This window comes from Caballeronia concitans (assembly GCF_001544615.1).
GTDB classification, from domain to species: domain Bacteria; phylum Pseudomonadota; class Gammaproteobacteria; order Burkholderiales; family Burkholderiaceae; genus Caballeronia; species Caballeronia concitans.
In genome coordinates, this window is sequence record NZ_FCNV02000006.1 from 1 (window position 1) to 15,528 (window position 15,528).

Annotated in this window: 14 protein-coding genes and 1 tRNA gene; 4 read left to right on the forward strand and 11 right to left on the reverse strand. The window is 64.1% G+C overall.

All coding sequences use genetic code 11. The features are described 5' to 3' along the window. Position 1: 1 nt before the first annotated feature. The 3 genes from AWB72_RS15605 to uvrC all read right to left on the reverse strand — a co-directional run bounded on the left by AWB72_RS15605 (position 2) and on the right by uvrC (position 3,067). Positions 2-77 (reverse strand) — tRNA-Gly (locus AWB72_RS15605). Between the two features lie 164 nt (positions 78-241). Beyond that, positions 242-838 carry a CDP-diacylglycerol--glycerol-3-phosphate 3-phosphatidyltransferase gene (pgsA, locus tag AWB72_RS15610; protein WP_040051419.1) on the reverse strand — a complete coding sequence of 199 codons (597 nt, stop codon included), beginning with the start codon at positions 836-838 and terminating at the stop codon, positions 242-244. A 135-nt stretch (positions 839-973) separates the two neighbouring features. Continuing rightward, on the reverse strand, positions 974-3,067 hold the full coding sequence (gene uvrC, locus AWB72_RS15615) for an excinuclease ABC subunit UvrC (protein WP_040051418.1): 2,094 nt from the start codon (positions 3,065-3,067) through the stop codon (positions 974-976). 122 nt (positions 3,068-3,189) lie between these two features. Here uvrC and earP point away from each other — a divergent pair, with 122 nt between their 5' ends. The 4 genes from earP (at position 3,190) to AWB72_RS15635 (ending at position 7,305) form a co-directional block, all read left to right on the forward strand. Then, positions 3,190-4,368, forward strand: a complete 1,179-nt coding sequence (gene earP / locus AWB72_RS15620) for an elongation factor P maturation arginine rhamnosyltransferase EarP (RefSeq protein WP_052449977.1) — start codon at positions 3,190-3,192, stop codon at positions 4,366-4,368. Between the two features lie 173 nt (positions 4,369-4,541). Beyond that, positions 4,542-5,099 (forward strand): elongation factor P, encoded by a 558-nt coding sequence (efp, locus tag AWB72_RS15625; protein WP_040051417.1) that lies wholly within the window; start codon positions 4,542-4,544, stop codon positions 5,097-5,099. A gap of 302 nt (positions 5,100-5,401) precedes the next feature. Beyond that, on the forward strand, positions 5,402-5,734 hold the full coding sequence (locus AWB72_RS15630) for a BON domain-containing protein (protein ID WP_040051416.1): 333 nt from the start codon (positions 5,402-5,404) through the stop codon (positions 5,732-5,734). A 185-nt stretch (positions 5,735-5,919) separates the two neighbouring features. Further along, positions 5,920-7,305 (forward strand): sigma-54-dependent transcriptional regulator, encoded by a 1,386-nt coding sequence (locus AWB72_RS15635; protein ID WP_040051415.1) that lies wholly within the window; start codon positions 5,920-5,922, stop codon positions 7,303-7,305. 78 nt (positions 7,306-7,383) lie between these two features. Here AWB72_RS15635 and nagZ read toward each other — a convergent pair whose 3' ends face one another. From nagZ to lepA, 8 genes are all read right to left on the reverse strand, one after another. After that, complete coding sequence (gene nagZ / locus AWB72_RS15640; RefSeq protein WP_040051414.1) at positions 7,384-8,412, reverse strand: beta-N-acetylhexosaminidase; 1,029 nt, start codon at positions 8,410-8,412, stop codon at positions 7,384-7,386. 47 nt (positions 8,413-8,459) lie between these two features. Then, entirely contained in the window at positions 8,460-8,864 is a 405-nt protein-coding gene (gene acpS, locus AWB72_RS15645; protein WP_040051413.1) for a holo-ACP synthase, read from the reverse strand. Positions 8,865-8,874: 10 nt separating this feature from the next. Continuing rightward, positions 8,875-9,648 (reverse strand): pyridoxine 5'-phosphate synthase, encoded by a 774-nt coding sequence (gene pdxJ, locus AWB72_RS15650; protein ID WP_040051412.1) that lies wholly within the window; start codon positions 9,646-9,648, stop codon positions 8,875-8,877. Continuing rightward, positions 9,645-10,550 (reverse strand): DNA repair protein RecO, encoded by a 906-nt coding sequence (recO, locus tag AWB72_RS15655; protein WP_040051411.1) that lies wholly within the window; start codon positions 10,548-10,550, stop codon positions 9,645-9,647. Before recO ends, pdxJ begins: the two co-directional genes overlap by 4 nt. 16 nt (positions 10,551-10,566) lie before the next feature. Then, a complete protein-coding gene (gene era, locus AWB72_RS15660) occupies positions 10,567-11,466 on the reverse strand; it encodes a GTPase Era (RefSeq protein ID WP_052449976.1) in 900 nt (299 codons plus the stop codon). Positions 11,467-11,526: 60 nt separating this feature from the next. Further along, entirely contained in the window at positions 11,527-12,594 is a 1,068-nt protein-coding gene (gene rnc / locus AWB72_RS15665; protein WP_087128179.1) for a ribonuclease III, read from the reverse strand. 141 nt (positions 12,595-12,735) lie between these two features. After that, entirely contained in the window at positions 12,736-13,629 is an 894-nt protein-coding gene (gene lepB, locus AWB72_RS15670; RefSeq protein WP_040051409.1) for a signal peptidase I, read from the reverse strand. A gap of 63 nt (positions 13,630-13,692) precedes the next feature. Further along, complete coding sequence (gene lepA, locus AWB72_RS15675) at positions 13,693-15,483, reverse strand: translation elongation factor 4 (protein WP_040051408.1); 1,791 nt, start codon at positions 15,481-15,483, stop codon at positions 13,693-13,695. Between the last annotated feature and the right edge of the window lie 45 nt (positions 15,484-15,528).

Genomic DNA, 15,528 nt, shown 5'->3' on the forward strand with positions numbered 1-15,528 from the left:
CTGGAGCGGGAGACGAGTCTCGAACTCGCGACCTCAACCTTGGCAAGGTTGCGCTCTACCAACTGAGCTACTCCCGCATGTACTGCTTTTCTGAATTGCTTCGCTTTGCTGCTTTGTTCGCTGCTTCGTGTCGCGCATCAGAGAAACGAGATTATGTAGAAGCCAAAGCGAGCTGTCAACTGTTTTGTCTGCGGTTTTTTCGGGTATGACGCAATTTTTTGCGTTTATGGTCGGGGCCGTTTCAAAGCATGCCGCCGCGTTCCCGAATCTGCGGCCAAGCGAGCTTCATGTAGTAGAACATCGACCAGACGGTGAGGAACGCCGCCACGTTGATGAGCCACAAGCCCCACACGCGCGAATCGAGCACCCAGTGCGTGCCGGCGATGGGCAGGCGCCCGTAGAACAGCAGCATCGGGATGGCGACCATCTGACAGACCGTCTTGAACTTGCCGAGCGAATTCACCGCCACGCTCTTCGATGCGCCGATCTGCGCCATCCATTCGCGCAGCGCCGAAATGGTGATTTCGCGTCCGACGATCACGAGCGCGATCACCGCGTTGAGCCGCGCCAGTTGCACGAGCACGAGCAGCGCGGCCGTGACCATCAGCTTGTCGGCGACGGGATCGAGAAACGCGCCGAACGCGGACGTCTGGTTGAGCTTGCGCGCGAGAAAGCCGTCGAACCAATCGGTGAGCGCGGCGAGCACGAAGATGATCATCGCGAGCAGATTGCGATGCTCGAGGCTCAGCATCATGTCCGGCAAATAGAACACGCCCACGACGAGTGGAATCAGCACGATTCGCAGCCACGTCAGGAAGATCGGTAGATTGAACGGCATGGGCGAAAGTGATTGCGAGAGCGAGATGTAAGGGAGGTGCCATTGTGCCGCGTCGGTTCAACGCTCACAAGGCGCGGACTCACGCGCCGCGCGGCTTGCAGCGGGCCGCGCGGCAGGCCCTGACGCCGATGCGCGTCAGTGCAACTGCCGGTAAATCTGCTGTGCGAGCGCAAGAGAAATGCCCTCGACGCTCGCGAGGTCCTCGACGCTCGCCGCCTGCACGCCGCGCAATCCGCCAAAGCGCGACAACAGCCGCTGACGACGCTTCGCGCCGACGCCCTCCAGTTCTTCCAGCCGCGACGTCTGGCGCGCCTTCGCCCGCTTCGCACGCATGCCGGTGATCGCGAAGCGGTGCGCTTCGTCGCGGATCTGCGCGACGAGCATCAGCGCCGCACTTTCCTTGCCAAGCTCGAGCGCGGGACGGCCGTCCGCGAAAATCAGCGTTTCGAGGCCGACCTTGCGCCCCTCGCCCTTCGCGACGCCCACCAGCATGCCGTGATCGAGCCCGAGTTCCGCGAACACCTGCCGCGCGATCTCCACTTGTCCCTTGCCGCCGTCGATCAGCACGATGTTCGGCAGCGTTCCGCCCGCCGCCACGGCCGGCGCGGCATCGGGCGTGACGTTGGGGTCGGCGGCGTCATCCGGCTGCAAGGTCGTGGCTTCCTCGTTCGCGTTCGCCGCCGCCTGCGCGACCATCTTCTCGTAGCGGCGAGTGAGCACCTGACGCATGGCGGCGTAATCGTCGCCGGGCGTGATGCCGGTGATGTTGTACCGCCGATATTCGCCCGACTGCATCTTGTGATGGTGATACACGACGCACGACGCCTGCGTCGCTTCGCCCATCGTATGACTGATGTCGAAGCACTCGATGCGCATCAGCGCGAGATCGTCCATCTCCAGCCCGAGCGTTTCGGCGAGCGAGCGCGTGCGCGCCTGCTGCGAGCCTTGTTCCGACAACAAACGCGCGAGCGCGAGCTTCGCGTTCTGCTCGGCCATCGAGAGCCAGACGCGCTTCTGCCCTTGCGGCTGACGCAGCAGCGTGACCTTGTGCCCGGCCTGCTCCATCAGAAGATCGACGAGTTCGCGGCTCGCCGGCGCGTGGCTCACCACGAGCACCGGCGGCACGCGATTGCCGATGTAATGCTGCGCCATGAACGCTTCGAGCACTTCGGCTTCGAGCGCGCCTTCGCGGGGTTCGGGCTCGGTGCCGGCGTTCGTGATTGCGACGGTCGCTTCGATCGCAACACCGGCGTCGGCCACGGCTTCCACGACGTCCGCGTCCGTAAGAGTCTCGCCCGGCTCGCCGTCCTCGATTTCGTCGTCGTCCGCGCCGAGCGCCATCGCGCTTTCGAGATGCGCCGGGAAATACGCCTTGTCGCCGAGATGCCGGCCGCCGCGCACCATCGCCAGATTCACGCACACCTTGCCGCCGAGCGCGACGACCGCGAGGATATCGACATCGCTTTCGCTGCCGACTTCGATCGCCTGCTGATGCAGCACGGTCGACAGCGAGCTCATCTGGTTGCGCACCGCCGCCGCCTGCTCGAACTTGAGATCGGCGGCGAACGCGTGCATCTTTTCTTCCAGCTCCTTCATCACTTCGCCCTGCCGCCCGAGCAGAAAGCGCGATGCGTTCGACACGTCGCGCGCGTAATCTTCCTCGCTGATGAGGCCGGTGCACGGCGCGGTGCATCGCCCGATCTGATGCAGCAGGCACGGCCGCGTGCGATTGCTGAACACCGAGTCCTCGCAGGTGCGCAACTGGAACACGCGCTGCAGGATCTGGATGCTCTCGCGCACCGCCCATGCGCTCGGAAACGGCCCGAAATACTGGTTCTTCTTGTCGACCGCGCCGCGGTAATACGCCATGCGCGGGAACGCGTGCCCGGTGAGCTTGAGAAACGGATACGACTTGTCGTCGCGAAACAGGATGTTGTAGCGCGGCGCGAGCGCCTTGATGAGATTGTTTTCGAGCAGCAGCGCTTCCGCTTCCGATCGCGTGACGGTCGTCTCGATCTTGCGGATGCGCGTGACCATCATCGCGATGCGCGGCGAATGCAGCGTCTTCGTGAAATAGCTCGACACGCGCTTCTTGAGGTTGCGCGCCTTGCCGACGTAGAGCACGTTGCCGTCGCCGTCGTAATAGCGGTATACGCCCGGCAGATGCGGCAACTGCGTGAGCGTCTTTTTCGGATCGAAAGCGGAATCGGGGGCGTCGGTCTGGGTCATGCAGCGAATATCGTGACGATGCGCGCAAGGGTCAGGGCAGGCGGCACCGCGCGGCGGACGGTGTCATAGAATCGCCAGTTTAGATCATTACGACGCGGTCCCGCCGGCCGCGTTCCACGCCCATGTCCACGCCTTCGACGTCCATCACCGGTCCTGAACTCGCCTGCGACATCTTCTGCGCGGTCGTCGACAACTTCGGCGACATCGGCGTGTGCTGGCGGCTCGCGCGTCAGCTTCGCGCGGAGCACGGCTGGCGCGTGCGGCTCTTCGTCGACGATCTCGAGGTCTTCCATGCGCTGTGTCCTGCCGTCGATGCATCGCTCGCGCGGCAGGAAGCGGCGGGCGTCGTGATCGAGCACTGGCGGGAACCTGCGCACGCGGGTGACGTGCTCGATATCGCCGATGTCGTCATCGAAGCGTTCGCCTGCGAGATTCCGCATGCGTATATCGCGGCGATGGCGCGTCGCGAGCGCAAGCCCGTCTGGGTCAATCTCGAGTACCTGAGCGGCGAAGACTGGGTCGCGGATTTTCATACGCGGCCGTCGCCGCATCCGCGCTATCCGCTCGAGAAAAGCTTCTTCTTCCCCGGCCTCGGTCCGGGCACGGGCGGCGTGCTGAAGGAGCGCGGCCTCGACGCGGCGCGCGAGCAATTCGATGCGGCTTCGTGGTGGCGCGAGCGCGTCGGCATCGAACGGCCGGACGCGGCGTCCACGGTGGTGTCGCTCTTCGCGTACGAAAACCCGGCCGTCGATGCGCTCCTCGCGCAATGGCGCGATGGCGCTTCGCCCGTCGTTCTGCTCGTGCCCGAAGGACGCATTTCCGGCGCGGTCGCGCGCTTTTTCGGGCGGCCGAACTTCGCGGCGGGCGCATCGGCGCGCGCGGGCGCGCTAACAGCGCATGCGCTCGGCTTCGTCGAGCAGCCGCGTTTCGACGAATTGCTCTGGACCGCCGACATCAACTTCGTGCGCGGCGAAGACTCGTTCGTGCGCGCGCAATGGGCGCGCAAGCCGTTCGTCTGGCACATCTACCCGCAAGCGGACGACGCCCATTTGCCGAAGCTCGATGCCGCCCTCGCCCACTACACGCGCGGACTTTCGCACGCGGCGCGAGACGCGATCGGCCGCTTCTGGCACGCATGGAACGGCGCGGGCGCGCCCGACTGGGCGGACTTCTGGCGGCATCGGCGGGAATTCGAGGCGCGCGCATCGCGATGGGCGGACGAACTCGCGGGCATCGGCGATCTGGCGGGCAATCTCGCGGCGCACGTGGACGCGCGGATGGCCCCGCGCCTCATCGCGTGAAGCGGCTGCAGGCCGCCGGCCGACTGGTCAAAGAGGCAAAAACTCAGTTAAAATAAGCGGTTATCCGAGCGGCGGGCCGCGGTCATCGCGACTTCAGCGGCGCTCCGGGCAGAATCATCCGATCAGCAATCCGCAACATACAAGCCAAATTCATTTGTAAGGACCCAGTTTTTATGAAGACCGCACAAGAACTCCGCGTCGGCAACGTCGTCATGATCGGCAACGATGCCATGGTCGTGCAGCGTGCCGAATACAACAAGTCCGGCCGTAACGCAGCGGTCGTCAAGATGAAGTTCAAGAACCTGCTGACGAACGCCGGCATGGAAACGGTCTACAAGGCCGACGACAAGTTCGACGTCGTCGTGCTGGACCGCAAGGAAGTGAGCTACTCGTACTTCGCCGACCCGATGTACGTCTTCATGGACGCCGACTACAACCAGTACGAAGTCGAAGCCGAAATGATGGGCGACGCGCTCAACTACCTCGAAGACGGCATGGCGTGCGAAGTCGTGTTCTACAACGAGAAGGCCATCTCGGTCGAACTGCCGACCACGCTGGTTCGCGAGATCGTCTACACGGAACCGGCCGTCAAGGGCGACACGTCGTCGGGCAAGGTGCTGAAGACCGCGAAGCTGAACACCGGCTTCGAACTGCAAGTGCCGCTCTTCTGCAACATCGGCGACAAGATCGAAATCGACACCCGCACGAACGAATACCGCAGCCGCGCGTAAGCGGCTTGCGTAAGCCTTACGCCGGGTCTTCCGGCGACGGGCGACGGTTACGCAACCGTCTGTCAAGGCTGTCACAAAAAAGCGCCCCATCGCGGGCGCTTTTTCTTTTGCATGAATTTTTTGACAAATTCAGGCAAACTTTACCGCTTGAGAGCAATGCTTTTTGACGCTGCAAGCCGGCCGACTCTTCGCTAGTTCCCTGTTTCTGTTGCATTTACATGGCCGTTTAACGCTCCGTACGTGTATTGCATGAATTGGCACGATTTCTGCTTTTTCTGCGCATCCGGACTGAATTGCACGACATGCGAAACCAGTATTCGATTCTTGGCCGACTGGTGGTCGTCGCGACGCTCGCGTTGCCCGTGGCTTTCGTCGCGGGCTGCAAGTCGACTCCGGCCGGCGAATCGGCTGGGGATTACGCATCGGATGCCTCGGTGACCGCGCGTGTCAAAGCCGCGCTTCTCGCCGATCCGGGCTTGAAATCGCTCGCCGTGAGCGTCGCGACTTATCGCGGCGTCGTGCAGTTGTCCGGTAACGTGAATTCGGAGGAAGAGATTCAGAAGGCCGTCGCCGTATCCCGAAGCGTGTCGGGCGTGCAATCCATCAACAACGATCTGCACATCAAGCCGCAATGACGCAATAGTCGATAACCGCAAGCGCAGGACAAGAACAAACAACAGCGGGACGAGGCGCCGCGTCATCGAAGCAGGATGAAGCGTCCTTGCCCGCCCACGAGCGCCCGAGTTCCAAGCGTCGCCCTTTGCCCGGCGACGCATGCGGCAACGGTGATTACAGTCTATTTTGATACGTTGTGTCTGCCATGCCACACGCACTGATTGTCGAAGACGATCCCAACAGCCTGTCTGGCCTGTCCGCGATTCTGTCCGCGGATGGCTTCTCCGTCGATACCGCGACGACGCTCGCCGAAGCGCGTTCCGCGTTGACGCGTTTCATCCCCGATGTCGTGCTGATCGACCTGAACCTGCCCGACGGCAGCGGCCTCGATCTGTTGCCGAGCCTGCCGGCGCAACCGCCCGACGGCGCGCTGCCCGTCATCGTGATGACCGGCAATGCGACAGTGGAAAGCGCGATCGAAGGCTTGCGACACGGCATCTGGGACTACTTGCTCAAGCCGGTGAACATCCCGCGCCTGCGCAGCCTGCTCGCGCGCATTCCGCGTCCGTACGAGCTGACCGAGGAAGTGCAGTCGCTGCGCTCGACCCTGCGCGAGCTGGGTCATTTCGGCGAGATGCTCGGCCGCAGCGCGGTCATGCAGCAGGTCTACGATCAGATCGAGCACACCGCGCCGACCGAAGCCGCCGTGCTGATCTGCGGTGAGCCGGGCACGGGCAAGAAGCTGGCCGCGCGCACGATTCACCAGCTGAGCCGCCGCCGCAAGGGACCGTTCGTCAGCTTCGATTGCTCGACCGCGCGCGACGACGGCCCGCTTCGTTCGATGGAAAGCATTCTCTTCGGCCACGAGCGCAACGCGTTCGCGGGCGCGGAGAATCGCGAGCCGGGTTTGCTTGAGCAATCGGGCGGCGGCACGCTGTTCCTCGATCAGATCGATTCGTTGCCCGCCGCGCAACAGGAAGCGCTGCTGCGCGCGCTCGATTCGCAGACGTTCATGCGCGTGGGCGGCAGCAATCGCATCATGACCGACTTCCGCCTGATCGCGGCGTCGCGCACGCCCGCACGCGATGCGGTCACGAGCGGCGCGCTGCGCGAGGACTTGTTCCAGCGGCTGTCGGCGTCGTCGATCATGTTGCCGCCGCTGCGCGAACGCGACGACGACATCGCGCTGATGGCCGAGCAGTTCGTCGATGAACTCAACCGCGAGAACCATATCGCCGGCATCACGAGCGGATCGCCGAAGCGCATCAGCCCGTCGTTCCTGCGCGAGTGCATCGCGAACGAATGGCCGGGCAACGTGCGCGAGATGCGCGATCGCGTGCGGCGCGCGTATCACGCGTCGGGCGAGACGATCGAAACGCTGCGTGTGGACGAGCAAGGCGGCCCCGGCGGGCGCGGTCTGAACGGCAGCAGCGTGCAGGTGACGGTCGGCACCGCGCTCGCGGATGTCGAAGACATGCTGATTCGCGCGACGCTCGAAGCGGTCGGCGGCACGCGGCACCGCGCGGCGACGCTGCTCGGCATCAGCCCGAAGACGCTCTACAACAAGCTGCAGCGCATGAAACTCGAATAGTAAGCAAAGGCTCGCCTCAACGAAAAAACGCCACGGCAGTTTCAATGCCGTGGCGTTTCTTTTTGCGGCCTGCGAACGTCAGCCCAGCGTCTTCGCGATCAGCGCCCGCGCCGCCTGATAGTCCGGCTGATTCTGCAGCTTGCTCCAGCGCAACGCCTTGCCGCGCGGACGCATGCGCGAGATGCGCTGCTGCGACGACTTCGAAGGCGTGAAGCGCAATTGCTCCAGCACCTTGCCCGCCTCTTCCGGCTGATTGCAGATCAGCACCATGTCGCAGCCCGCCGTCAGCGCGGCCGTCGCGGCTTCGGTGAGCGTGCCGCCCGCGCGCGCGGCTTCCATCGAAAGATCGTCGCTGAAGATCGCGCCGTTGAAGCCGAGCTTGCCGCGCAGAATGTCCTGCAGCCAGATGCGCGAGAAGCCGGCGGGCTTGTCGTCGACTTGCGTGTAGATCACGTGCGCCGGAATCACCGATGCGAGCGACATGCCCAGCCAGTCGTACGGACGCACGTCGGCGGCAAGGATGTCGTCGAGCGGGCGATCGTCCGTCGGCAGCGCAACGTGCGAATCCGCCGATGCGAAACCGTGCCCCGGAAAGTGCTTGCCGCAGTTCGCCATGCCCGCGAGCGCGAGCCCGTGATTCAGGCTCTTGGCGAGCATCGTGACGACGCGCGGATCGCTGTGCAGCGCGCGATCGCCGATCACTTGCGACTGCCCGTAATTCAGATCGAGCACCGGCGTGAAGCTCATGTCGATGCCGCACGCGCGCAGTTCCGCCGCGAGCACGTAGCCGAACGCGGTGGCCGTCTTGGTGGCGAGGAGCACGTCCTTGTCCCACAGCGCGCCGAGCGTGCCCGGCGCGGGCAGCACCGTGAAGCCATCGGTGCGAAAGCGCTGCACGCGCCCGCCTTCGTGATCGACGGCGATCAGGATGTCGTCGCGCACCGCGCGAATCGCATCGGTCAGCGCGACGAGCTGCGCGCGATCCGTGAAATGGCGCTTGAAAAGAATGACGCCGCCCGTCATCGGATGCGAAAGGCGCTCGATATCCGCGTCGGAGAGCGTCGTGCCGACGACGTCGAGCATGACGGGGCCGGGAGTGCGTTTCATCGGATTCAATTGGCTTCTTGTGATGGTTGGATTGAGATGCGTGCGCTTCAGGCTTGGTCCGCCACTTCCGCGATGACGAAGGTCACCGCGTAATCGCGCTCGTCGGTCACGGTGACTTGCGCGGTGATGCCGCGTTGCGCGAGCCATTTCGCCAGTTCGCCCGATGCGGCGATCACAGGCTTCCCGCTCGGCTCGTTGAGCGTCTGCAGCGCGCGCCAGGTCATCGGCCAGTGCATGCCGAGGCCGATCGCTTTCGAGAACGCTTCCTTCGCGGAAAAGCGCGTCGCGAGGAACGCGAGGCCGCGCACTTCGGAACGCGCGCGCCGCGCGTGATAGATGCGCAGTTCGTCGGGGCCGAGCACCTTCTCGGCGAAGCGTCCCTTGGTGCGCTCCATGACCGCCGCGACGCGGCTGACTTGCACGAGATCCGTGCCGATTCCGTAGATCGCCATGACGCCGCGCTCAGCGTTTGGTCTGCGACGCGAGGCGCGACGCGACCATGATCGCCTTCATCTCGCGCACCGCGTTGTCCCAGCCCGCGAAGATCGCATGCGCGACGATCGCGTGACCGATGTTCAACTCGACGATGCCTTCCAGCGCGGCGATCGGCTGCACGTTGGTGTAATGCAGCCCGTGACCGGCGTTGACCTTGAGCCCGAGCGAATTGCCGAAATCGACGCTCTTCGCGACGCGCTCGAACTCGCGCTGCTGCTCGGCTTCGTCGTGCGCTTCGGCGTAGCGGCCCGTGTGCAATTCGATGACGGGCGCCTGCGCTTCCTTCGCGGCGCGAATCTGCGTCTCGTCCGGATCGATGAACAGCGACACGCGGATGCCCGCATCGGCCAACTGCTTGCACGCGGCCTTGACTGCTTCGAACTGGCCGGCGACATCGAGACCGCCTTCGGTCGTCAATTCCTGGCGCTTTTCCGGCACGAGGCAGACATCGTGCGGCTTGATTTCGCACGCGATATCGAGCATCTCGCGCGTCACCGCGCATTCGAGATTCATGCGCGTCTTGAGCAGCGGCCGCAGCGTGCGCACGTCGGCATCGACGATATGACGGCGATCCTCGCGCAGATGCAGCGTGATCGCGTCCGCGCCCGCTTCTTCGGCGGCGAGCGCGGCGCGGATCGGATCGGGATAGGACGTGCCGCGCGCGTTGCGCAGCGTGGCGACATGATCGATGTTCACGCCGAGATCGATCACGCTCGCGGGCGATGAGAGAAAGAAGCTCATAGATTTTGCAGGTCGATCAGAATCTGACGGGTGGCGAGCGGCGCGCCGCCCAGGTGGTAGTTCAGCAGGAAGCGCATCAGCGTCTTGCTTTGCACGGCGGTCTGGCCGCTGCTGTAGTCGTCGCGCTCCATGTCGAGCAGCGTCTGCCCGGCGATGACCGGCCACTGCGCGGGAAGATCGTCGGAGGCTTCGCGCACGCCGCGCTCCGGATCGAACGTGTAGCGGCGTTCGGGCAGCACGTCGTCGCGCGCGACGGTGCGCGTGAGCGCCATCGCATAGCCGGTCTCGCGCAGCAGCACGCGTTCGAAGGACCGCAGCACCTGCACGGCCGGCTCGCCGTGCGCGAGGCGCGAGAGCGTCAGCACGTAATGATTGAAGAGCGCGGGATGCGCGTCCTCGCGCGCGCAGAACTTGACGAGCAGTTCGTTGACGTAGAAGCCGCAAAGAAGCGCATCGCCGGTCAAAGGCAGCATGCCGCCGACCCATTCCGCCGTGGTCAGCGTGCGGACTTCGCCTTTGCCGGTCCACGAAAGGCCGAGCGGCTGGAACGTCTGCAACACGCCGCGCAGCGCCGAATGCGGACGCTTCGCGCCTTTCGCGACGAGCGCGATGCGCCCGTGATCGCGCGAGAAGACATCGATGACGAGACTGGTTTCGCGATACGGATGACTGTGCAGCACGAAGCCCGGCTGCTCGCTGACGCGGAAATCGGAGCGCGGCGCGGCGCGCGGCGGTCTGGCTTTCTCCGCGCCGCCGGCAGCGGACGATGACGACGACGGCGCGCGCCGCCGCTTCGGAGCCGGCCGTACGGGACGCTCGGGCGCGTCGAAGTCGTCGTCAGGACGATCGTCGGCGGGCGGCGACATCCACGCGTCGTTCGTGCCGGCGTCGATGGCGTTCATGGCTTCGTTCCATGCGTCATTCGTAGCCGTAAGCGCGCAAGCCTGCTTCGTTGTCCGCCCAGCCGCTCTTCACCTTGACGAAGGTTTCGAGATACACGGGGCCGTCGAAGAGCTTCTCCATGTCGAGCCGCGCCTCGGTGCTGATCTGCTTCAGCTTCGCGCCTTTCTGGCCGATGATCATCGCCTTGTGGCCGTCGCGATCGACGAGAATCGTCGCAAAGACGCGGCGCAGGCGCCCTTCCGTCTCGAACTTGTCGATGAGCACCGTGCTCGTATACGGCAACTCGTCGCCGGTCCAGCGGAACACTTTCTCGCGCAGGATTTCGGCGGCGAGAAAGCGCTCGCTGCGGTCGGTGAGATCGTCTTCGCCGTAAATCGGCTCGCCTTCCGGCAGATACGGCTTCACGACCGACATCAATCGCTTGATGTCTTCGGGATGCTTCGCCGACAGCGGCACGATCTCGCGGAAGTCGCGCAGCGCGGACATCTGCTGCATGAACGGGAAGAGCGAATCCTTGTCGCCCACGCGGTCGAGCTTGTTCGCGATCAGGAGCGTGGGCGTGCCGGTCGGGATCAGGTCGAGCACCTTCTGGTCGTCGGGGCCGAAGCGGCCGGCTTCGATCACGAAAAGAATGGCATCGACCGATGTGAGCGTGGACGTCACCGCGCGATTCAGCGAGCGGTTGAGCGCGCCGCTGTGGCGCGTCTGGAAACCGGGGGTATCGACGAAGATGTACTGCGCGTCGTCGAACGTGTTGATGCCGGTGATGCGATGACGCGTCGTCTGCGCCTTGCGCGACGTGATGCTCACCTTCTGGCCGACGAGCGCGTTCATGAGCGTCGATTTGCCGACGTTTGGCCTGCCGACGATGGCGACCATGCCGCAGCGGAAACCGGAAGATGTGGGAGCGTTCATAGTGGTGTGCAGCCTGAATTCGTTGGGCGCGTTTAAGCGGATGCGCGTGGAGCGTGCGCGTCAGTGGCCGGCGTCGGCGGCGCGCACGACGCGGTTCGCCGGGGCGTCGCCGCTCGCGCTGCTGTTAGTTTCCGGTCCTTCGTCGCGTTCGGCGGATGGCTGGGGCGCATCGCTTTTCGCCGCCTTCTCCGGCCGATGAATCACGTGCCGTTCGGGCTTGTCGGCGGCGGCGTATGCGCCCGCGGACGGTTCGACGTGCGTCGCGCGGATCACCGCGAGCGGCGCGGCTTCGTGCACCTCTTCCGCTGCATGGCTGCGCTGACGATCCCGCTCCCGCCGATCCGGCGAGCGCAAATCCAGCGCGGCCTGCACGCCGATGCCGCCCGGCATCGCTTCGGCCTCCGCCAGCTTCGCCGCCCGCGCGCCCTTGCGCTTCGGCTTCACGCCGAGCGTCGGCGCGGCAGCCACGACTTCGTCGAGCGCCTTTTTCGCCGCAGCCTGTTCCGCCGCGCGACGGCTCGCGCCCGAACCCGACACTTTCACGTCGAGCTTCGGCACCGAGCATTCCACTTCGAACTGCTGGTTGTGCGCGGCGCCGTGCGTGGCCACGACCGTGTAAGTCGGCAGCGCGATCTTGTGGCCCTGGAGATATTCCTGCAGCAGCGTCTTCGCGTCCTTGCCGATGGTGCGCGGATCGATGTGATCGAGCACCGGGGTGTAGAGACGCTTGATGACGGTGTGCGCGGCGTCGAAACCGCCGTCGAGGAAGATGGCGCCGAAGATGGCTTCGAGCGTGTCCGCGAGAATCGACGGACGGCGGAAGCCGCCGCTGCGCAGTTCGCCTTCGCCGAGCCGCAGCCCTTCGGACACGTTCAGCGCCTGCGCGATTTCATAAAGCGACTGCTGTTTGACCAGATTCGCCCGGACGCGAGACAGATCGCCTTCGTCGAGTTTGCCGAATCGCTGGAACAAAAGCGCAGCTACCACGCAATTTAGAACGGAATCGCCGAGAAATTCGAGCCGTTCGTTGTGCGTGGCGCTGTGACTGCGGTGGGTCATCGCCTGGCGCAGCAATTCCGCATTGCGGAATTCGTACCGCAGCCGGCTTTCCAACGGAGAAGAGGGCATGGACAGAGTATAACGCGCCCGCCAAGGCGGCTGATTCCGCCCGGCGGGCCGGGAAAACGCGTGGCGAGACGGTGTTAGCCGCGCTTCTTCACGCCGTTTCGAAGCGCGCGCCGGCACGTTCCCGGCGGCGCGCGCGAATCATCACTGGAACGAGCCGATGCGCTTCAGGTTGCTGAAGTTCATCCAGATGAAGAACGCTCGTCCGACGATGTTCTTGTCCGGCACGAAGCCCCAGTAGCGGCTGTCGGCGCTGTTGTCGCGGTTGTCGCCCATCATGAAGTAATGGCCCGGCGGCACCTTGCAGGTCACGCCTTGCGCGTTGTAGACGCAGTTGTCGCGAAAGGGGAAATCGTCCGCGCCCATGACGAACGGCGGCACTTGCGGGTTGTTCAGGATGGCGTTCTTGCGGCCATCGAGGTCTTCGACGAACTGCTTCGCATAACCGATGCGCTCTTCGTCGAAGTAATCCGGCTGGGGCGCTTCGGGCACCGGCTTGCCGTTGATCGTGAGTTGCTTGTTCTCGTACGCGACGGTGTCGCCCGGCAGGCCGATGACGCGCTTGATGTAATCGACCGATTCGTCCTTCGGATAGCGGAACACCACGACGTCGCCGCGCGTGAGCGGCTTGCCGTTGGTCAGCTTCGTGTTGCTGATCGGCATACGCAGACCGTATTCGTACTTGTTCACGAGGATGAAGTCGCCGACGAGCAGCGTCGGCACCATCGAGCCCGACGGAATCTTGAACGGCTCGACGATGAACGAGCGCACCACGAACACCGCGAGAATCACCGGGAAGAAGCTCGCCGTGTACTCGAGCCACCACGGCTGGCGCAGGCGCTCGTTGCGCAGACGGGCGCGCGTTTCGGCCGCGTTTTCGTCGGCGAAACGCTCGCCGACGCGTTCCTGCTGGCGGTCGAATTCGGCCGCGGCTTCATCCGCCGCGCGGCGGCGTTGCGGCGCGAACACCAACTTGTCGAGCACCCATGCAATACCCGTCACCACGACGAGGATCAAAAGAATCAGTGCGAAATTCATCAAACGCTTCCGGTTGTTATCGTCGGTTGTTGTTGTTCTGCGCCGGGTTGCGGCGCGCGAACGTCATTCGTCCACGCGCAGGATGGCGAGGAAGGCTTCCTGCGGAATCTCGACCGATCCGACCTGCTTCATGCGCTTTTTGCCCGCCTTCTGCTTTTCGAGCAGCTTCTTCTTCCGGCTGATGTCGCCGCCGTAACACTTCGCGAGCACGTTCTTGCGCAATGCCTTGATGTTTTCACGCGCGATGATGTTCGAGCCGATGGTCGCCTGGATCGCCACGTCGTACATCTGACGCGGGATCAGCTCGCGCATCTTCGACGCCACTTCGCGGCCGCGATGCTGGCTCTGCGAACGGTGGACGATGACGGACAGCGCATCCACCTTGTCGCCGTTGATGAGCATGTCCACCTTCACGACATCCGCCGCGCGGTATTCCTTGAACTCGTAGTCCATCGACGCGTACCCGCGCGACGTCGACTTCAGGCGGTCGAAGAAATCGAGCACGATTTCCGCCATCGGAATTTCGTAGGTGAGCTGCACCTGGCGGCCGTGGTACTGCATGTTGATCTGCTGGCCGCGCTTGTTCGTACACAGCGTGATGACCGAGCCGACATATTCCTGCGGCATGTACAGGTTCACGGTGACGATCGGCTCGCGCACTTCCTCGATCTTCTGCGGCTCCGGCATCTTCGCCGGATTCTCGACGGAGATCGTCGTTCCGTCGCGCTGGACGACCTCGTAGATCACGGTCGGCGCCGTGGTAATGAGGTCCATGTCGAATTCGCGCTCGAGCCGTTCCTGCACGATTTCCATGTGCAGAAGGCCGAGGAAGCCGCAACGGAAACCGAAGCCGAGCGCTTGTGACACTTCCGGTTCGAATTGCAGCGAAGCGTCGTTCAGCTTCAGCTTTTCGAGCGATTCGCGCAGCGCGTCGTACTGGTTCGCTTCGACCGGATAAAGCCCCGCGAACACCTGCGGCTTCACTTCCTTGAAGCCCGGCAGCGGCTCTTGCGCCGGACGATTCGCGACGGTCACCGTATCGCCGACCTTGGCAGCGGTCAGTTCCTTGATGCCCGCGATCACGAAGCCCACCTGCCCCGCCGACAACTGCGCGAGGTTCGTCGACTTCGGCGCGAACACGCCGAGATGCTCGACCGGATACTGCGCGCCGGTCGCCATCATCTTGATCTTGTCCTTCGGCTTGAGCGTGCCGTTGACGATACGCACGAGCATCACGACGCCGACGTAGTTGTCGAACCACGAATCGATGATCAGCGCCTGCACCGGCGCGTCCGGATCGCCCTTGGGCGGCGGCACTTTTGCGATCAGCGATTCGAGCACGTCCTCCACGCCCAGGCCGGTTTTGGCGCTGCAATGCACGGCGTCGGTCGCGTCGATGCCGATCACGTCTTCGATCTCGGCAATCGCGTTCTCGGGGTTCGCGGCGGGCAGGTCGATCTTGTTCAGCACCGGCACCACTTCCACGCCGAGTTCGATCGCCGTGTAGCAATTGGCGACGGTTTGCGCTTCGACGCCCTGGCTCGCATCGACGACGAGCAGCGCGCCTTCGCACGCCGACAGCGAGCGGCTGACTTCGTAGGAGAAGTCGACGTGCCCGGGCGTGTCGATCAGATTGAGGTTGTAGACCTGGCCGTCGCGCGCCTTGTAGGACAGCGCGGCCGTCTGCGCCTTGATCGTGATGCCGCGCTCGCGTTCCAGGTCCATCGAATCGAGCACCTGCGCTTCCATCTCGCGATCCGACAGGCCGCCGCACAACTGGATGATGCGGTCCGCGAGCGTCGATTTACCGTGATCGATGTGCGCGATGATCGAAAAGTTACGAATATGATTCATTCAGTGCCGATCAAGCGAAAAAGGCGCGCCCTCACACACGCGGAG